The following is a 19552-nucleotide window of genomic DNA, read 5'->3' on the forward strand; positions in this document are numbered from 1 at the left end:
TTCTTATGGATAAAAAGTTAAAAGAGGCAATAAATGAAGAATATCGATCGGCAGAGCATAAGGCTGTCCGGTATTTTGAAGCCCTTCAAAATCAGTTAACGGATCAGTCTTATGTGTCAAGCCTAATAAATGACTTTCAAACTTGGAAGATAAACCATATTCATTCTCCTTCCATCTTAACCTATTTTTCCCGAAAAAAAAGAAAACCAACTGTAAAAGGGTATCGTCCCTATATAGAGTGGTTGAATTATGCAGGTAAATTAGATGATTATTTGAATAGAAGTATTTCGTATCTTTATATGCGTGATTTAGGAAAGACACTTTCATCACAACATACGCAAGAAAGAATTGACGAAGTAGTCAACAATGTGAAAACCCACTTATTAAAGAAAGATGCAAAGAATGACAATTTTAGTGTATCTAGTCTGTATAAACTTGCTAAAAAAGAAAAAGTTGAGCATACGATGATTTTTGTACTAGAAAAACTGAAACGAGTGACAGCACATATCCCGAGTGGAATGAGTGTGGAGCACGCACAACGCAAAATCCTGAAAATCCTTGCAGGGGTCTTAATGCATGAATTGGAAGAAAGAAGAAGCATTGACCTATCAGAACAAGTACGGAAGTATCGATTAGAGAAAGCGATAAAACTAGGTTTTTATTATGGAATAACGTATCCTTTAATTGATGATTTACTGGATGCGAAAATTTTATCAAAGGATGAGGAAAAACAGTATGCTACTTTAATTCGAACTACATTAGAAACGGGAGAAGTACCGGCTTTAGACAGCTGGTATGGGGAAAATAAAGAGCTTATATTATTCATCCATAGTGAGCTTAAAGAAGCATTCGAATATATGAAGCTACAGCATGATGATAGAACATGGAAATTGTTTTTAAAACAAGCGCATATCTTTTTTCATTCACAAGAGGTTGATAGGGAAAAAAAGTTAACCAATAGTACCTATTCTAATGAAGAAATTTATATTCCAGTAATCCTTAAATCTTCCGCTTCCAGACAGATTGTCCGGTCGTTAATGAATGCTCCTGAGGATGAAGGTTATGATAAACGAACCTTTTATTATGGTATCTATAATCAGCTAGCAGATGATTTGGCGGATATGTTTGATGATAAAAAAGACGGGGCTGTAACTCCTTATACGTATTATCTAACCTATCACACAACTAGAAAAGATTTAATAAATCCATTTGAAATGTATTGGACAGTCATTTCCTATTTAATTCATGATGTCTATCAAGCGGATTTCAAAACAAAGGAAGTCATTTTGGATCGGGCAATTAATGGGTTAAAGCGGTTAAAGGAAAAATTAGGCGAACAGAAATATAGTGATTTAATGGGGATATTCACAAAAAGAATGTCTACCTTTAATCGAATCCTACAGCAAATGGTTGAAAAGGCAGATGATGTTGACTTTTTTGATAAGCTGCTTCGTGACCATATGATTACCACCTTAAAAGAAAATAGAAGAGAACAAGAAGAGTTTTCTGAAATGATTCAATCCATCCGTTCACCTATTGATAAGATGCTGCCAATCACAGAAAATGCGCTGCTTGAGAAGGATATCGTGACCGAAGCAGCAAATTACAGTCTTGCTGGTACTGGAAAAAGAATCAGACCGATTATTACATGGTTTATGGGGGTAAAAGAATTCGAGCTGGATAATGCCCAAATCGTTCCATTATTGAAATCGGTAGAATATATGCATACAGCTTCTCTTATTTTTGACGATTTACCATCACAGGATAATGCGGCGATGAGAAGAGGAAGACCGACTTTACATGAAGTGTATGATACGGCAACAGCAGAATTAACGGGGCTATTTCTTACACAGAAAGCGATTGAGGAACAAGCTACTTTACAAGCCTTTGAAGGATCGATTATATTAAAACTTATTGGATATACAACGAAAGCTACTGCTGATATGTGTAAAGGGCAGTTGATGGACTTAGAATCCAGAGGGAAACAATTAACTCTACAAGAACTGAATACCCTTTGTTTTTATAAAACAGGTATCGGATTTGAGGCATCGCTTCTTATGCCTGCAATCTTAGCTGGTGTTTCAAATGAAGTGATGGATTTTTTGAAGAAGTATGCTTACCATGCTGGGATTGCTTTTCAAATAAAGGACGATTTACTAGATGTAGAAGGAGAGCAAAAAACGTTAGGAAAGAAATCTGGAATGGACAAAGATAATGATACCTCTACATTTGTGACCGTTTTAGGTTTGGAAGGTGCTCGTAAGGAAATGTGGGAGCATTATTGTATGGCATTAGATTTAGTAGAATTGTTACCAAAGAAGACCAACTTTTTAAAGTTCTTGGTAGATTATATGATTAACCGAACTAGGTAATAATGGATGATATTACTTCATAGGGAGGAGAATTCACAATGAAAATTACTTTTTTAGGAAAATATGGCGGTTACCCTGGGAAGGAAAGTGCTACCTCTGCCTTTTTATTAGAATCTGCGGAATTTCATTTATTGGTAGATTGTGGGAGTGGTGTGTTGTCGAAGGTGCAGTCATATGTGGACTTACAGGATTTAGATGCGTGTATCCTTTCCCATTATCACCATGATCATATCGCTGATGTCGGCTGTCTCCAATATGCGATGTTAGTGGAGAATAAACTTGGAAAACGAATCGAGCCTTTCCCAATCTATGGCCACAAAAGAGACTCTAAATTTGATGAACTAACCCATGATGTCTATACCGAAGGACGGGAAATTTCTGTTGATCAATCGATTACCATTGGACCATTCAATATATCCTTTTGTGAAACGACTCATCCAGTATATTGCTTGGCAATGAAAATCCAAGCAAATGGAAAAACCATTCTTTACACGGCAGACACAGAGTGGAAGGATGACCTTATTTCTTTTGCGAAGAATGCAGATATTTTAATAAGTGAAGCTAGTATTTATAAAGACCAATTTGGAATCGTTAAAGGGCATCTTACAGGAGAAGAAGCCGGAAAACTAGCAAAACAAGCGGGGGTAAAACAGCTCTTTTTGACCCATCTTCCCCATTATGGTGATCAAGAAAAGCTAGTAGAAGAAGCAAAAGATGTATATAGTGGTCCTGTTCAATTGGTCTATCCAGGTTTAGAGATAGATGTAAAGTAATTAAAAAAGTGTTGGTTTCCTTTATACGGAATCAACACTTTTTTTGGTTGTAGGGGAACAAGTATAAATCATCTGCACAAATTCAAACTCTCCGCCATTTGTCGATTGGATAAACGTAGTCGTTTCTTTGAATCCTACTTTTCTATAAACCTTGATAGCACGCTTATTAAATGTTGCAACCGCCAAGCTAATAAAGGAAGGGGAAAAATGCTCTTTTATATAATTCATTCCAGTCGTTAAAAATGTAGATCCTTTTTTCTGGCCAGTTAAATCAGGTCTTAAACCAAGACCAATATCGATTGTATCGTTATCTGCCTTGTTTATACTAAAAAAACCGATGAGTTGATTCTCTTCTGTGACAGCATAAATGGACTCATTCCTTTGATCCCTATCAAGAAACGCAGCTAAATCCTCTTCATCTGCATCCATGTCATAAAATCCATAAATTCCATCATAATGCCATTGATAAGCAATTTCTTCTGCTTGTTCTTGTGTAATTAGTTGAAAGTGAAACATAATTGTTGGCTCCCTTTTTAGGAAAAGTATATCATATCAAAATATTTTGATAAAATAGTAGATTCTTCTTGATTGAGTCAAGTTTTTGTGGGAGTTTTTTTAGCTCCCTTTTTATAAAATAAAACTTTTAATTTTGTATCCGCTTTCTAAATATTTTCTTTCATCAAAATTTCGTTTTTTTCTTTTTTTAAAAACCTTTTAATCCCTGTAAGGCAAAGTGAATGGGTTTTCCAATCGCTTGATTTAAGTATGGCATGTTCTGACGCACGGTTTCTGTTACTAATTTTGTGGGTATTTTTCTTTTCGGTCGATGTTCTTTCTTTGATGTATTTAGGCTTTTTTCTTTTCCCATTTCCCATATATCGTTTGGATGGATAGGTCATCCTTCAATCCAATCCACAAGCGCGCCATGCTCATGACCCCTTTTTTGCTCCATGCTCTTCCATTTTTTAATCGTTTGGCTAATTGATTCATCATTGCTTCTGCACTTCCCATTGGTCGATATGCTGCCGTGTCCACGCCTTTCTCTTGTAACCAACTACGATAATCTTTTATGGTTTCCTGATGATGCGTTAAAAAGGCGAGGAAATGCGCTAGTTTTTCTTCTTCTTCTGGTGTATCCATTGTTCCTACTGCACTATTCAACTCTAAAAATAAGGAATCAACCTGATAATTTCTTAACGCTTTTTTCATGTAGCGATATCGAGGATGGTTTTTCATAAGCTGCTTCATCGAACGAGCGACATGAAAACGATCCATGGTGAAAAAGGCTCGTTCCCGAAAATACTCTCGACATGCCGTTATCCAGCCTGCTCCATCGCCATTAATAATAAGCAAGGTTTGGGTAGGATCATACGCATAATGATTCTGTAAGAACGTTTCAAAGGCTTCCCAAAAGGGTTCTTTTCCTTCATAGAGAAAATGCCTTTTATTTCGGAGTCTGACTCGCTTTCCGTTTTCTTTCCATCCCTCATGTACAGCGGCGAATTTCAGCTCAAATCCACGCTTTTTCTTTTCTTGACTCTTCACATATAATCCATCTACTTCGACGAACAATACCTTTTGAAAAGGACATTTTTCCTTAGCGGGAAGGACGCTTGTTTGAAGAAGATGTTGCCGTAATGCTTCGTGGCTCATCGCCGAATAACCTAAAAATTGTTCGAATGTTTCCACCGCCTTTCGATAGGAAGAGCCCTTTGTCGCTAATTCTAACCCCCATTCTTCTAATAGTGGACTAAACCCTTTATTCCCTTGAAACTGTAAGTAGTGATCTAACAGACAAATATATTTTTTGGTCACTCGATCGAAATAATAATTACGCTTCAGCTCCACTGCTCCAAACGCTGTATCTACTCGTATTTCTCGCTTATCTCGTAAAGCAAATCTTCTTTTGTCTCGTTGCTGAGCAATCTCTTGATCCCAATTTTCTAATGTTTGAACAAGAATTTCTTGAAACGTCATTTGTAGTGTTCGAAATAAAGTTTTTTCCAATTCTTTTAATGATGGCATTTTTGTGTTACATTGATTCATGAGAGCCTCTCCTTTTCGTAGTTTTCTAGTCAAATTCTACTTTACAAAAGGAAGCTCTCTTTTTTAATGCTTAATTTTTTCCAGCTACCGCGCTCTCGCTTGGTGGCCTTTTTGTCTAGTTGGGGGACGAGTCCCCCAACTAGACAAAAAGGATATTTATTCTCCCACAAACATTTTACTCATACATTCTTCTTTTCTGGAGAATTTGAACAGGCTATACTAAAAGAAAAGGCGAAGGGGGTAGAAGGGAACATGAAAACAGAAAGTAGCATTCCATATAATATAGAAGAAACAACTATTTTAGATATACAGAAAGCCCTGGAGTCCGGTGCAATTACTTCATTGGAGTTGACCAAGCAATATTTAAATCGAATTGCATCATTTGATCCTGCATTATGCTCTATTAGGGAAATAAACCCTGATGCATTAGAAATTGCAGCAGAGCTAGATGAAAAAAGGAAGGTACTCCATCAAGTGGGACCACTTTATGGCATACCTGTTATTATAAAAGACAATATTGATACAAATGATTCGATGGCAACAACTGCAGGCTCCATTGCATTAAAACATAATTTTGCTAAAGAGGACGCTTTTATTGTTAAAAAGCTTCGAGAAGCAGGAGCCGTAATTATTGGAAAGGCTAATCTTTCCGAATTTGCCAATTTTATTACGGAATTAGATATGCCCAATGGCTATAGTTCTTTAGGTGGGCAGGTAATGAATCCATATGGGGCTGGTATATGGGATGTTGGGGGTTCAAGCTCGGGGACTGGCGCAAGCATTGCTGCTAATTTTGCAGTGGTTGGAATTGGAACTGAAACATCTGGATCCATTCTTAGTCCTGCTAGTAATAATTCGCTTGTTGGAATAAAACCTACACTTGGTCTCGTTAGCCGTACTGGAATTATCCCACTAGCTCACAGTCAAGATACGGCAGGTCCAATGACAAGAACCGTCCGTGATGCAGCAATTCTGTTAGGGATCATTGCTGGTGTGGATGAAAAAGATGAAGTGACAAAAACAAGTATAGGGCAGCCAAGTGACTACACGGCTTTTTTAAAAAAAGATGGACTAAATGGGAAAAGAATTGGGATTGATCGAACCTTCTTGCCAGAAGAGAAAGAAGAGGTAGCTCTGTTTGAAAAAGCGATGGAAGAATTAGCAAAGCAAGGGGCTGTCTTGCTGGATGTTACCATTCCACGTGAAAAATTCGATTCTATTGTACTTTATCATGAATTTAAGTATGGCATAGACAACTACTTACATAAACTTTCAGAAGAAGTACCTGTTCATTCATTAAGCGAGGTTATTGAATTTAATAAGTTGCATCCAGACGTCGTTAAATATGGGCAGACGATACTTGAATATTGTGAAACACTAAATGGAGACTTAGATGATGCAAAGTATAAAGAGCATCGTGAAACGGATGTTAGACTTTCTACTACAGAGGGAATCGACATAACGATGAAAGAAAATCAATTGGATGCTTTAGTATTTGCGAAATATTTAGGCTGTGCGCTGCCTGCAAAAGCCGGATATCCATCGGTTACTGTTCCAGCGGGATATACTTCAAAAGGAAAGCCGATGGGAATCACTTTCTCAGGATTAGCATATAGTGAACCTAGACTCATAGAAATGGCTTATAGCTATGAACAAGCAACAAAGCATCGAATCCCACCAGTATTAGATAAGCAGGATTAAGAAGGTAAGCAGTGTATGAATGTACACTGCTTATTAGGCATATGCTTAGTTAATGGACAATATATTAATAGAAAGGATTACATGTCTAAACAGTTTGTTCTAGATTGATGTTCTAATATAAGATATAATAAAATCAAAAAGAAAGCTCTTACATTTAACTGACGCAACCAAAAAAAGTTTGAATAAACCGTTCTAGTTGGAAGTTTCCATACTAGTGGAAATGTTAGTAGAAAAGTAGGATTCTGTTTTGAGGAGGAAAAGAAATTGTCTTTAACACGCATGCTAGTAGGTATATTTAAGAGTTTTGAAGAAACAAAGGAACAGCCTAAGGTTCCTGAATTAAAGACTCGTTATTATAAAAAAAGTCGTGATCGTTTGATGGAAACAATAAAAAATGTAGTAGAAAGAAAAATGTCGAATTGGGATTTAAAAAAAATCGATACGGATCGTGGTGAAATCGTATTAAGCAAAGGATCTAGTTTAATGATTATTACCGTTTATAAACTAGCAGGGATGCAATCAGCAATAGATATTTATTGTTCAAAGGAAGGAGCTTTAGGGGATTTCGGCTCCAGTTATAAATATATACAGCAATTTTTTAAAGCGCTTCATACGGAAATTCAGCCAGAAAAAGGGTAAGCATCTTACGAAAAAATCGTTAAGTTGAATAAGAATGGGAGTGTATGGAATGAAAATTGTTCTTACAGGGGCTAATCGGGGATTAGGGATTCACCTTGCTAAAACGGCTGTGGAAAGAGGACATACAGTACTTGCGGGGGTACGATCGGTTGTAGAAGATTCACCTATCAATCGATTGAAAAAACAATTTCCAGACAATGTGTATACATATTTTCTCGATGTTACAAATGAAGAGTCGATTGCAAAAGCAGCTGAACTAGCAGTAAAAGATGTTGATTCTATTGACGGCATTATTAATAACGCAGGAGTCCTCGCAGAACGGGGAAAGCCAATTGAAGAGCTCGATTTTAATCAGGTTCAGTTTACGATGGATGTCAATGTATTAGGACCGATGAGAATAATGAAACATTTCCTACCTCTTTTATATAAAGGGAAAAAACAGGCAGTTATTAATATCTCTTCAGAAGCCGGAAGTATTCATAATGCTTATGGCGGAGACTTTCCATATGGAATTTCGAAAGCAGCCCTAAATATGTTTACCGTTCAATTATCCAGCTATGTAAAAGATAAAGACATTGCTGTATATGCTGTTCATCCTGGCTGGATTAAAACAGATATGGGTGGGGACAACGCAACAGGCTATCCAGAAGAGTCAGCAAGTGGTATCCTTGATATTTTAGAAGGAAAAATAGACATAAATAGCAAGCTAGGATTTATTGATTTTACCGGGAAAGAAATGAAAATTTAATAGATGGGTAGGGGAAGAATCAGAATGATCTTGCATGGAGCAAAGATTTTCTGATTCTTTTTTGTATGAACAGGACAGCTTCCTAAAGGTGTTATTGACTAAAATGAAAAAGAAAAAATCCCCACTGATGGAAGTTACCTATTATAATAGAAATATTATTTATAATTTTCTGTTGATTTACAAGGAAGGAGTATTTGATGAATAACGAAGAATTATTAACGATGCAACAGTTAAATAAATCCCATAAGAATGATTTGCTTTCCTTAGCTACTATTGTTGGCTGGGATTATGACTTGGAAGAAATCCAGACACTACTCTATTCCGGTACTATATTTGGTCACATAACGTTAGAGAAGAAAGTAATATCCTGTGCTGCTATTATTCCTTATGGAAGTAAGCTAGCATCTATCGGTATGGTAATTGTTCACCCGAACTATCGAGGAAGAGGACTAGCGAAAACGTTGCTGCTTCAGTGTATGAACCAAGTGCCAAAAAATATGGCACTGATGTTAATTGCGACAAAAGAAGGCAGGCCAGTTTATGAAAAATTAGCCTTTAAGGAATATAGCCATGTAACAAAGCTTCTTGGGGAAGGGAAGCGGATGAAACTAGAATTAGATGACTATACCATACATCCATTAGAGCAAACAGATTTAGAAGAAATGTTTATATTCGATCAAGCAGCATTTGGAAGTTCAAGAGTGCTGTTTCTAGAGAATAGAATAAAACAGGCAAAAGATTCACTTGTACTAAAGAATAGAAAAGGAGTAATGGTTGGATATGCTCTTACTGTAAAAAAAACTAGTAATCTAGTTATCGGTCCTATTGTAGCACAAGATGAGGAACAGGCAATTCTCCTTATTAAGACAATCATTGCAAACAACCAAGGAAGTATAAGAATAGATATAGTGGAAGGAAAAAACACCATAATCGAAGAGCTGCAGAAGCTTGGATTTCAAATAGTAAACCGTCCTCCAGTAATGGTGAAAAATATCGAAACATTCCCAAAAAGAAATAATTGCTTATATGCGATTGCAGCACAGGCTTATGGATAATCATAAAAGAATAAAAGATGTAAAGGAAGTAATGGTAGACGGAGAAAAGAGTTGATTTTAAGAAAGAGAAAATGATATTAGTCATTTTCTCTTTCTGTTTATATGTGCCATTATATCTGACTTTAAATAAATCCTTTCTTTGTTGCCTACTTTTAGAGGGTCTAAAATCCCTTTTTTAACACATTCGTGGATATATTGTCGAGTGCATCCTAATAGCTCGGTAACTTCTGAGGTAGAGATTAATTCCTGTTCTAAATACTTTCGTAGTTCCATATCATTTTCAAATCGAATCATGATAATCGTTCCAATCTTTTCATAATATTTTATTTAGTAGTATTATTCTATACCCAAAAATAAACTAACTAACCATTCCTACGCAAAATTTACATGTGCCTAATCTTCCAGTTTCTATCGCACTATTCTGTAGAATTCTCCGAATAATAGACAACAATTTTGATGGATTGCTAACTGATAAAGTATATATTTTCCAAGTGGAAATAGATATAATGAGGAGAGGGATATTAAATGAAGAAAGCCAAAAAAATGGAGGCATATATGTTCAAAAATAAGTTAGGTAAGATAAGATCTGGTTGGATTATTTTGTTAGCTTTATTGGCTACAATGATAGCACAATTGATTCTTTCAGCCCCAGGTATGATTATAGCTGTCATTATTGAATCTCAAATTAATCCTGATATTTCTGATGAAATGATTGATCAGGTATTAGATGGTTCTCCCCTCTCTCTTTTGTCTCAGGGAATAGGGATGATCGGTGGTATCGCAATCTTGTTTCTTTTATGGAAGTTTGTTAATAAGAAGAGAATTTCAGAAATGGGTTTTAAAAAGTTTTCTCCAGATTTTTTCACTGGTTTAGCTCTTGGTGCAGTGTCTATCGTCGTTATATTTTTAATTCTATTATTCACAAAAAATATAGAGATGGCTAATTCAATTGGTTCGCCACATTTTTCTACTTACACAATAGCCTATCTTTTGTTTTTTATATTAGTAGGGTTTTCAGAGGAACTAACGTTTAGAGGCTATATAATGTCCACGCTTGCGGATAACGGTAACTCTAAAACTGTCGTATATATCATCTCAGCATTTATTTTTGGCATTGCACATATGTGGAATCCGAATGTCGCCATCCTCGGAATTGTTAATATTTTTCTAGTAGGGCTCTTGTTTGCCTATATGTATGATAAGACAAAAAGCCTATGGATGCCGATTGGCTATCATATAACGTGGAATTATTTCCAAGGAAATGTGTTTGGCTTCCCAGTTAGTGGAACGACTCCATATGGCCTTTACGGTATTGATGTTTCTATGGGAAATGATTGGTTAACAGGTGGTTCCTTTGGTCTAGAAGGAGGAATACTAGCTACTTTAATGATTGCTTGTGGCTACATTGTGACCAATTTATATACAAAGAAAAGATTAGCATAGTGTTCATTTAAATCTTATACGGAGAAAAAGTAATATTCTCATAGAATAATTGCTTAATTTACGTTATAATAAGTCGAGTTAAACCAATTATATAGTAAATCCGTATATTACGGTGGAGGTTCTAGCTACCCTCTTTAAAAAACTAAGAAAAACAGGACTGCTTTCTTAGTAGTGCTGTTTTTTCTATATGAAGGAGATTTTGGAAATGAAAAACGAAAAAGCGGTTGTTGTATTTAGTGGTGGTCAAGATAGCACTACCTGTCTATTTTGGGCAATGAAAAACTTCAAAGAAGTAGTAGCTGTTACGTTTGACTACAATCAAAGACATATTACAGAAATTGAATGTGCGAAAAAGATTACAGAAGAGCTTGGCATTAAACATCATATTCTTGATATGTCATTGCTAAATCAACTTGCGCCAAATGCTTTAACAAGAGATGATATCGCAGTTGAAGAAGGAAAAGATGGAGCGTTGCCTTCCACCTTTGTTCCTGGACGAAACTTATTATTTATGTCATTTGCTGGTGTATTAGCTAGCCAAATACAAGCAAAGCATATTGTTACTGGCGTTTGTGAGACAGATTTTAGCGGATATCCAGACTGCCGTGACATTTTTATTAAATCATTGAATGTAACCTTAAACCTTTCAATGGACAATCAATTTGTCATTCATACTCCACTAATGTGGTTAAATAAAGCAGAAACATGGGGGCTTGCAGATGAGTTAGGTGCGTTCGAATTTGTTCGCGAAAAGACACTAACATGCTATAACGGAATGGTTGCAGATGGCTGTGGGGAATGTCCTGCTTGTAAGCTACGTAAAAAAGGCTTGGATGATTATTTAGCTGTCCGAAAGGGGTTATAAGAGAATGAATGACTTTCGAATAGTTGATAGATTGCAAAAGTTTGGGGAGGATATTTCTTCTAAGCAATTAAAATATCATTATAAGCGCGTTATGGTTAGCAAAGAGTTTACCTTTGATGCGGCACATCACTTGCATGCCTACGAAGGAAAATGCATGAATCTTCATGGACATACGTATAAGGTTGTTTTCGGTATTAGCGGATATTTAGATGACCGTGGATTGATGATTGATTTTGGTGATATTAAGAAGATATGGAAAAAGGAAATCGAATTTTATTTGGATCATCGTTATTTAAATGAAACACTTCCACCAATGAATACAACTGCAGAAAATATTGTTTATTGGATATTTGATAAAATGGAAGAAGCATTGAAAAAGGATGAGATGAAACAAGCAAATAATGGGGCAAGAGTGGAATTTGTGCGTCTCTTTGAAACTCCTACTAGTTATGCAGAAATGAGAAGGGAGTGGATGGAGAGTGAGTAAAGTACCTGTAATGGAAATATTTGGACCAACGATTCAAGGAGAAGGAATGGTCATTGGGCAAAAAACGATGTTTGTCAGAACGGCAGGCTGTGATTATTCCTGTGCTTGGTGTGATTCTGCTTTTACATGGGATGGAAGCGGGAAAGATCTAATCAAGCAAATGCAGGCTGAAGAAATATGGGATGAATTAGTTCGCTTAGGCGGCAATGGCTTTTCCTTTGTCACGCTTTCTGGAGGAAATCCAGCCCTATTGAAAAACCTGTCCTTTTTGGTACATTTATTAAAAGAAAAGGAAATAAAAATTGGTCTTGAAACACAGGGAAGTAGATGGCAGGATTGGTTTGTAGATATTGATGAGCTAACTATTTCACCAAAACCGCCTAGCTCGAAAATGAACACGGATTTTGACATATTAGATTCGATTATGCAAAGATTAAGAGATGCAAATCGAAGTAATCATATGAGTCTAAAGGTAGTTGTATTTTCAGACGAAGATTATGAATATGCGAAAAAGGTTCATCTGCGCTATCCAGATGTTCCTTTTTTCCTGCAGGTTGGTAACGATGATAATAAAACAATCGATAACGCGCAATTAGTACAGCAATTACTGACTAAATACGAGTGGCTGATTGATAAAACAATGCTTGATCATGAGTTCAAAAATGTAAAGGTACTTCCGCAGCTGCATACGTATATTTGGGGAAATAAGCGTGGAGTGTAGATAACCGGGAAGGTATATAGGAGGATTTTGGGATGAGTAAAATGAATATTCCTCAAATCGAGGAGGCAATTCGCTTATTATTAGAAGCCGTTGGAGAAGATCCTAATAGAGAAGGATTATTGGATACTCCAAAACGTGTAGCAAAAATGTATGAAGAGGTTTTTTCTGGACTTACAATCGATCCAAAAGAATATTTTGAAACGATTTTTCATGAAGACCATGAAGAATTGGTATTAGTTAAGGATATTTCTTTTTATTCTATGTGTGAGCATCACTTAGTTCCTTTTTACGGAAAAGCACATGTAGCTTATATTCCTAAGGGTGGACGAGTGGCTGGATTAAGCAAGCTTGCAAGAGCAATCGAGGCAGTTTCGAAACGTCCGCAGCTTCAGGAGAGAATTACGTCCACGGTTGCAGATACAATGATGGAAACACTTGAACCACATGGAGTGATGGTTGTAGTGGAAGCAGAGCATATGTGTATGACCATGCGTGGGGTTAAAAAGCCTGGTGCTAAAACAGTTACTTCTGCTGTTCGTGGTGTTTTCCAAACAGACAGTGATAAGCGTGCAGAAGTATTTGCGATGATTAAATAGGCATGACATTTGTATTGAATTTTTGAAAAAATCCTGTTATTAGCAGGATTTTTTTTATTAACTTATATGCTTTTCAATAAACCTTCTATACAAAAGTGAGTGAGAAATTTGGTAAGAAAAAAGGAACTTTTCCATCTATTAACGAGTCTTTATAGATAAAGGGAGGTGTTCGAAATTAGTGTGTTAAACGAAAGGGAAATTTATGAAATCTTTTTTGAAAAGGTATTTAAAACAACTTTTTATATTTTAAAAAATGAGGAGCTAGCGAAGGATGCTACACATGATACCTTTATAAAGGTGTTTAAAAATCTTGGAAAGATAAATAAACCCTCAAGTCTGAATGCTTGGATAACTACAATTGCTACACGTACTGCTATTGATATCTATAATAAAAATAAAAGACAATCGGCCTATATGTTTGAAGAAGAAAACTATGTCTTAAATTCTGATGATTCTAATTATCAGAAAGATGAATTAGAAAATTATTTAGCTAACTTACCACCTGAACATAAACAAGTCTTAATTTTAAAGTATATGGATGATCTTACGGAGAAAGAAATAGCTAAGCTACTTTCCATTAAATTAGGAACAGTCAAATCAAGAATATTTCGTGCGAAACAAAAAATATTTGAACAGTACCAAACAGGAGGTGAAGGTAGAAGTGACGAATAATCAAGAAGAAATAATAAAGGAACAATTAGAAAAGGAACTTAACTCTATTAAAGTACCTAATGGAGTTAAGGAAGAGTTATGGATACAGGTTTCTTCGACTCGGAAAAAGAGTGGGATATCATTCAGATTACTCCCATATTTAGCTGCTGTAGCATTTATCATTATCCTAATACCACTTGGATTAAGTACATTACCCTATGATTCAGACTCCAATCAAAAGGATTATATAACAAAACAAGAAGAAGAGAATATAAAAACAATCGAAGCTGTTATAAAAAATAACTTTACAAGTCCAGATGAAGAATGGGAAAAAATAATGAATAATACAGATACAGAAGAGGAGGGAGAAATTAAAGGGTTAAGGGAATATGAAAAGGCTTTATATAGAGAATATTTTGCAAGTGATAGAGCATTCGATGAATATATATCAATCTACGGTTCGGTAGTATGGATTGAACCTGAGAGACATCATTACAAGTTAAGGGCACTGGATATTAAATGTGAAAAAACCAATTCAGCGGAAATTATTTATAATTTTTCTGCGAAAGTAGAATATCAAAAGGAAGGCAGTACCTCAGCAGCAGTAGGAATGATTACTGGGCAAGCAAATCTAAATGAAGAACATAAAATAGAAGCTATGAATATCAATTACTTTGAACTTATCGATCAATTAAGCAAATAAATTAAAAAAAGTAAGGTGATTCACAAAAATTGTTATTTTTTAAAAGTATATTTTAATCCGAAAGTGGAATGGTTCGGAATACATTTAACAATTGAGATGAACTTGATACAATGCTTAACTTCATAATAAACCATCAAATATGTGAAACTGTCAAAACAAAAAAGCAAAGCACATCCATTAAAAGGATACTATGATGGACAATAAGTACTGTACAAATAAAAAAGCTGTCAAGTCAGTTGACATTTGCAGTGCCGTTTTGAGTATCGAGGGTTCGAGAGGATCCGCACTTATTTGTTGGGGTATAAGGAAAAGCATCTGAGTTGAAAAATAGACGGAAAAATTTCGCTTATATAGTAATTATTATTAAAGAATGCTTAAATAGACGGAAAGATTCCGTCTATTGACTCGAAAAATGCGAAGAAGGGAGATTTTACTTTGCGTAATCGGAAAACCTCCCCTTATTTACCCCGAAACAAGCTCATTTCTGCATTTAACCGGAAAATCTCCGCTTATTTTCCTTTTGCAGGTTACTTGATTCAGGACAAAACCTTTTTTTAAAAGGGGGTGAGTCCAAGAGGCCATCGTTTTAATGCCTTACGGCGAACCATACCAAAAGTAAGTGAGACTTTATATAAATAAGGATTTTGCATTCCAAATAAAGAAACTCGCCAATTCCAATGGCGAGTTTTCCATTTTATATACTAATAACGATGCCAAAGCTACTGTCAGATTGGCACCCACTTTAAGAAAAACACCTCAAAACAGAAACCTTTGTTAAATAAAACTTTGTTTTTTTATGCGATAGTTTCAGAAGCATTGATGTCGTTAGACTGGTATTTTTTCGTATCTAATTCACCGAGTGTTTTACTTGTTACAACACCAGAAACCATGGATCCACTCACGTTTAAAGCAGTACGACCCATATCAATTAATGGTTCAACAGAGATTAATACCCCAGCTAAAGCAACTGGTAAGTTTAATGTAGAAAGAACGATCAATGTTGCAAATGTTGCTCCTCCGCCAACTCCAGCTACCCCAAAAGAACTGATCATAACAACAATAATTAAAGTTGCGATGAACGAAGGGGATAAAGGATTAATCCCTTGTGTCGGTGCAATCATAACTGCAAGCATTGCTGGATAGATTCCAGCACAGCCATTTTGCCCAATAGATACTCCAAAGGATGCAGAGAAGTTTGCAATAGATTCAGGTACACCTAGTTTATTTTTTTGTGCCTCAATGTTTAAGGGCATTGTCCCTGCACTAGTACGTGATGTAAAGGCAAAAGTAAGAACTGGCCAAACCTTTTTCACATATTGTTTTGGGCTTAGTCCCATAATAGCAAGAATGATTAAATGAATAATAAACATCGCAATTAACGCAACATACGAAGCAATAACAAATTTACCTAGCTTCACAATGGCATCGAAGTTACTTCCTGCAACGGTCTTTGCCATTAATGCAAGGATTCCATATGGAGTTAATCGTAGAACTAATGTTACAATTCGCATAACAACCGTATGTATAGCCTCGACGATTTTTTGAAAAAATGCTGCCTGTTCTGGATTTTTTCTTTTAATACCAAGGAAAGCAACTCCAACAAATGCGGCGAATATAACCACTGCTATCGTAGATGTTGGTCTAGCACCTGTTAAATCTTGAAATGGGTTAGCAGGTAAAAAGCTAAGAATTTTTTGTGGCACTGTTGTGCTTTGGACTTCTCCTAAAGTTTCTTCTAGTTGTTGTCCACGAAGGATTTCTGCATCTCCAGCACTTACATCAATTGCTTTTAGGTCAAAGCCAGCTGTTGTGGCAATACCAATTCCAGCAGAAATAGCTGTTGTAATTAATAGTGTTCCAATTACAAGACCGCTGATCTTGCCAAGATTAGCTGATTTTTCAAGCTTTGTGAATGCTGCAATGATCGAAATAAAGACTAGCGGCATAACAATCATTTGTAATAGCTTTACATATCCGCTTCCGACTATACCAAACCAATCATTTGTATTCGTGATTACCTCAGAAGTAGGATCATAAATCAATTGTAGGATAGCTCCGAATACAACCCCAAGTCCTAATCCTGTAAACACACGTTTAGAAAAGGAAATATGTTTCTTTTGCATGTAGAAAAGAACGCTAAGCAAAATAAGTAAGATGATAATGTTTAAAATAGTGAATAAGTTCAATGCTATGTCCTCCTTTAATTTTGTTAATTCATATAGGTTAAATAGGAATTAATTAAATTCTTTAAAATCCTACCATTGTTTATCACATTTGTAAATAAAAATTTTGAGAAAGGAGGAATTATGATACTTAATATATGGTGCTTTTATTCTTGTTAATCAATTAGCAAATATGGTGAAGATAAAATACATGATGAATAGTGTTTGTTACAGAACTTTCTGTTAAAATAAAAAGCAAATAAGGCTATATGGGGGATTAGGATGTATACAATCGATTATCATTCTCCAATTGGAGTAATAGAAATAAGTGGAACGGAAAAGGCTGTTTCTTCTATCTTATTTTCGGAAAAAGAACTGGCAGAAAATCTGATTAATGCATCTACACCAAATGTATTAGTTACGTGCTCCAAGCAAATAGATGACTATTTTAAAGGGAAGCGCCGTGACTTTTCCTTCCCGATGGAAATAGGGGGGACACCTTTCCAAAAGCAAGTTTGGGACGCGTTAACGACTATTCCGTATGCTGGTACTGGATCCTATAAAGATATCGCCAACAACATAGGGAACGAAAAGGCAGTACGAGCAGTTGGAAGTGCAAATGGAAAAAATAAGCTATGTATTGTCATTCCTTGTCACCGAATTATAGGTGCAAATGGAACCCTAACTGGGTATGCTGGTGGCTTATGGAGAAAAGAATGGTTGCTTAGTCATGAGCAAAAATTTAAGCGAACAATCTAATAAGGAAAAGAAAAGAAGCAGAAAATCCTCCATTAATAAGAAGATTTTCTGCTTCTTTTTTAGAACTTAAAAAAGCTCTATAAGAGTACCAGCTCCACCTGCGCTGCGTACGATGATAACCACTGATGTTATCCAACCTAATGTATATTATATTTGAAAACGATTACAAAAGCAAATATTGTGAATGCCTGAGCGAATTATTCCGAATATTATTATTAATTAGGATAATATTCCCATTTGATATAAGGGAGGGAAAAGGGCTGTTTTGAAGTATTTTTCACCTATAATATTTAGCATAAATTATTGGTAATAGAAAATCCTATAGGAAAAAAGGAGGTACTATATGGAAGAGCAAAAAGGAACGAATCTATCCAACTATGATAGCGTAACAGACAGAGTTATTGCTGAAGATTCAGACGTGCTTAGTGTATCGATTAAAACAAATCTTGACCCTAAAAATGTGCTGAAAGACAACCCTTATTTTGATAAATCGAAAACCTACAGCGAAGAAGAATTGGAAAAGTTAAAGAAATTTTTTGGAGGGTAGGAACAATTATTCCATAGAAGGAATGGAAAGACGCATAAAACGAAACTCCTTATGTAGATCATCTCTGATTTGTTTCATACAAGTCAGCTACGGAGGAGTTTTTTTATTTTCAAGAAAAAGATTAGTTATCCTTAAGTTTCTTTTCTTGCTTTTTTATACAGAAAGTGATTAAATGTATATACTTGTTTTTTATACTATACGGTATAAAAAACAGATGGATTAGATTATTAATAAGAAGTAATTCTTATGATTTATTATTAATAGAAACTATTGTGAAATCGTTATATATATATAGCTAGTACAGAAAATGAGAAAGGAGCGCTTTAAAGATGGGGATTGTAGTTGTAGAAATTTGTGACGGAAGCCTGATTACGGAAATAGATTTAGAAAAAATAATAGAATCAAAATATCCAGAAGTGGCAGTGATTGAAAGCAGCTGTCTTTCATTTTGTGGCATGTGTGCGAAACGGCCATATGCCATTGTAAACGGAAAAAGAATTTTTGCGAAAACCACAGAAGAATGCCTCCAATTAATTATGAAGCAAATTGAAGCTGAATTAGCTATTTTTGCATAATATCTTAAAAAGGGAAGTCTTTAAGCAAATAGTGCTTAAAGACTTCCCTTTTCTATTTTCCTTATTTTAAGAAACAAACTGCACTAAAAATTTACAGTGGTTATCTCCTTCAGTACGGCAACATGTTCTGCTTACTGTATTTGTTCCTAGCACATTTTTTAGCATTTCTGTCTCACAGCGACAAGCTACTTTAAACTCCTTTGCTACTTCTAAGATAGGACAATTGTATTCTGTTATTTCAAAAGTATGGTCGTCCACTTTCGATAAATCTGCCATATATCCTTTTTCATTTTGAATCTCAACCATTTCCTGCATTTTCTCAGAAGGAGTCTTGTCACTCATCCGAGAGATATATTCATTTGTAAGCCGTTCTTCCCGTTTATTAAATAGCTGCTGAACAGAATCATCACCATACAGCTCTTTCACATCATTCAATAAATCTATACTAATTCCTTCATAGCTTTTCGGGAAAAAATACTCTGCCCTTTCTGCCAGAGTATAGCTTTGAATAGGACGTCCCATTGGCTGTTTTATTAGTTCTGATTGAATCAATCCATCTTTTTCTAAAATTGTTAAGTGCTTTCGCACGGCCATATGTGTAATTTGCAAACGATCTGTAAACTCATTTACCGTTAAAGCTCCTTCTTTTTTTAGGAAATGAAGGATTTTATCTTTTGTAGTTTTTTGTTTAGTGGTCATCATAAACCTC

General features: G+C 35.5%; 22 protein-coding genes and 1 riboswitch. Of the genes, 16 read left to right on the forward strand and 6 right to left on the reverse strand.

Annotated elements, in window-relative coordinates:
* The first annotated feature begins 5 nt into the window (after positions 1–5).
* Together ACWNMZ_RS10135 and ACWNMZ_RS10140 are read left to right on the forward strand one after the other, a co-directional pair.
* Positions 6–2372, forward strand: a complete 2367-nt coding sequence (locus ACWNMZ_RS10135; protein WP_449598620.1) for a polyprenyl synthetase family protein — start codon at positions 6–8, stop codon at positions 2370–2372.
* Positions 2373–2410: 38 nt separating this feature from the next.
* Positions 2411–3145 carry an MBL fold metallo-hydrolase gene (locus tag ACWNMZ_RS10140; RefSeq protein ID WP_235252405.1) on the forward strand — a complete coding sequence of 245 codons (735 nt, stop codon included), beginning with the start codon at positions 2411–2413 and terminating at the stop codon, positions 3143–3145.
* 21 nt (positions 3146–3166) lie between these two features.
* Here ACWNMZ_RS10140 and ACWNMZ_RS10145 read toward each other — a convergent pair whose 3' ends face one another.
* From ACWNMZ_RS10145 to ACWNMZ_RS10155, 3 genes are all read right to left on the reverse strand, one after another.
* On the reverse strand, positions 3167–3664 hold the full coding sequence (locus tag ACWNMZ_RS10145; RefSeq protein WP_251629603.1) for a GNAT family N-acetyltransferase: 498 nt from the start codon (positions 3662–3664) through the stop codon (positions 3167–3169).
* Between the two features lie 184 nt (positions 3665–3848).
* A complete protein-coding gene (locus ACWNMZ_RS10150; protein ID WP_449598621.1) occupies positions 3849–4013 on the reverse strand; it encodes a hypothetical protein in 165 nt (54 codons plus the stop codon).
* Positions 3992–5191: an ISLre2 family transposase gene (locus ACWNMZ_RS10155; protein ID WP_449598622.1), complete on the reverse strand. Its 1200-nt coding sequence runs from the start codon at positions 5189–5191 to the stop codon at positions 3992–3994. The genes ACWNMZ_RS10150 and ACWNMZ_RS10155 overlap by 22 nt, the downstream gene beginning before the upstream one ends.
* Positions 5192–5443: 252 nt before the next feature.
* Between ACWNMZ_RS10155 and ACWNMZ_RS10160 the strand changes: the two genes are divergently transcribed.
* From ACWNMZ_RS10160 to ACWNMZ_RS10175, 4 genes are all read left to right on the forward strand, one after another.
* Complete coding sequence (locus ACWNMZ_RS10160) at positions 5444–6892, forward strand: amidase family protein (RefSeq protein ID WP_251629843.1); 1449 nt, start codon at positions 5444–5446, stop codon at positions 6890–6892.
* A 264-nt stretch (positions 6893–7156) separates the two neighbouring features.
* Positions 7157–7531 (forward strand): hypothetical protein, encoded by a 375-nt coding sequence (locus tag ACWNMZ_RS10165; protein WP_251629818.1) that lies wholly within the window; start codon positions 7157–7159, stop codon positions 7529–7531.
* A gap of 49 nt (positions 7532–7580) precedes the next feature.
* A complete protein-coding gene (locus ACWNMZ_RS10170) occupies positions 7581–8279 on the forward strand; it encodes an SDR family oxidoreductase (RefSeq protein WP_251629820.1) in 699 nt (232 codons plus the stop codon).
* A 197-nt stretch (positions 8280–8476) separates the two neighbouring features.
* Entirely contained in the window at positions 8477–9334 is an 858-nt protein-coding gene (locus tag ACWNMZ_RS10175; protein ID WP_251629824.1) for a GNAT family N-acetyltransferase, read from the forward strand.
* Between the two features lie 81 nt (positions 9335–9415).
* Here the strand turns inward: ACWNMZ_RS10175 and ACWNMZ_RS10180 are convergent, their stop codons facing one another.
* A complete protein-coding gene (locus ACWNMZ_RS10180; RefSeq protein WP_031538788.1) occupies positions 9416–9628 on the reverse strand; it encodes a helix-turn-helix transcriptional regulator in 213 nt (70 codons plus the stop codon).
* 231 nt (positions 9629–9859) lie between these two features.
* Between ACWNMZ_RS10180 and ACWNMZ_RS10185 the strand changes: the two genes are divergently transcribed.
* The 7 genes from ACWNMZ_RS10185 to ACWNMZ_RS10215 all read left to right on the forward strand — a co-directional run bounded on the left by ACWNMZ_RS10185 (position 9860) and on the right by ACWNMZ_RS10215 (position 14800).
* Complete coding sequence (locus ACWNMZ_RS10185) at positions 9860–10777, forward strand: CPBP family intramembrane glutamic endopeptidase (protein WP_251629826.1); 918 nt, start codon at positions 9860–9862, stop codon at positions 10775–10777.
* Positions 10778–10886: 109 nt separating this feature from the next.
* A riboswitch (PreQ1 riboswitch) is annotated at positions 10887–10929 on the forward strand.
* 35 nt (positions 10930–10964) lie between these two features.
* Positions 10965–11642: a 7-cyano-7-deazaguanine synthase QueC gene (queC, locus tag ACWNMZ_RS10190; protein WP_285846682.1), complete on the forward strand. Its 678-nt coding sequence runs from the start codon at positions 10965–10967 to the stop codon at positions 11640–11642.
* Between the two features lie 4 nt (positions 11643–11646).
* Positions 11647–12129: a 6-carboxytetrahydropterin synthase QueD gene (gene queD, locus ACWNMZ_RS10195; RefSeq protein ID WP_251629830.1), complete on the forward strand. Its 483-nt coding sequence runs from the start codon at positions 11647–11649 to the stop codon at positions 12127–12129.
* Positions 12122–12850 carry a 7-carboxy-7-deazaguanine synthase QueE gene (queE, locus tag ACWNMZ_RS10200; protein ID WP_251629832.1) on the forward strand — a complete coding sequence of 243 codons (729 nt, stop codon included), beginning with the start codon at positions 12122–12124 and terminating at the stop codon, positions 12848–12850. Before queD ends, queE begins: the two co-directional genes overlap by 8 nt.
* Positions 12851–12882: 32 nt before the next feature.
* Positions 12883–13446, forward strand: coding sequence for a GTP cyclohydrolase I FolE (gene folE / locus ACWNMZ_RS10205; protein WP_251629834.1), 564 nt, complete (start codon positions 12883–12885; stop codon positions 13444–13446).
* A gap of 180 nt (positions 13447–13626) precedes the next feature.
* Entirely contained in the window at positions 13627–14118 is a 492-nt protein-coding gene (locus tag ACWNMZ_RS10210) for an RNA polymerase sigma factor (RefSeq protein WP_231512580.1), read from the forward strand.
* The gene (locus ACWNMZ_RS10215) at positions 14108–14800 is read left to right on the forward strand and encodes a hypothetical protein (protein ID WP_031538777.1); all 693 of its coding nucleotides are present in this window, start codon (positions 14108–14110) and stop codon (positions 14798–14800) included. Before ACWNMZ_RS10210 ends, ACWNMZ_RS10215 begins: the two co-directional genes overlap by 11 nt.
* Before the next feature lie 794 nt (positions 14801–15594).
* On the opposite strand, the gene ACWNMZ_RS10220 is transcribed toward ACWNMZ_RS10215, so the two are convergent.
* Positions 15595–16986: an L-cystine transporter gene (locus tag ACWNMZ_RS10220; protein WP_031538776.1), complete on the reverse strand. Its 1392-nt coding sequence runs from the start codon at positions 16984–16986 to the stop codon at positions 15595–15597.
* Between the two features lie 258 nt (positions 16987–17244).
* On the opposite strand from ACWNMZ_RS10220, the gene ACWNMZ_RS10225 reads away from it, so the two are divergent.
* From ACWNMZ_RS10225 to ACWNMZ_RS10235, 3 genes are all read left to right on the forward strand, one after another.
* Positions 17245–17721, forward strand: a complete 477-nt coding sequence (locus ACWNMZ_RS10225) for a methylated-DNA--[protein]-cysteine S-methyltransferase (protein WP_031538775.1) — start codon at positions 17245–17247, stop codon at positions 17719–17721.
* A gap of 343 nt (positions 17722–18064) precedes the next feature.
* Positions 18065–18268, forward strand: coding sequence for a hypothetical protein (locus ACWNMZ_RS10230; protein WP_031538773.1), 204 nt, complete (start codon positions 18065–18067; stop codon positions 18266–18268).
* 329 nt (positions 18269–18597) lie between these two features.
* Positions 18598–18843 (forward strand): DUF1450 domain-containing protein, encoded by a 246-nt coding sequence (locus tag ACWNMZ_RS10235; RefSeq protein WP_031538771.1) that lies wholly within the window; start codon positions 18598–18600, stop codon positions 18841–18843.
* A gap of 66 nt (positions 18844–18909) precedes the next feature.
* On the opposite strand, the gene ACWNMZ_RS10240 is transcribed toward ACWNMZ_RS10235, so the two are convergent.
* Complete coding sequence (locus ACWNMZ_RS10240; protein WP_035416586.1) at positions 18910–19542, reverse strand: helix-turn-helix transcriptional regulator; 633 nt, start codon at positions 19540–19542, stop codon at positions 18910–18912.
* Between the last annotated feature and the right edge of the window lie 10 nt (positions 19543–19552).

This window comes from Niallia sp. Marseille-Q9988, assembly GCF_976954375.1.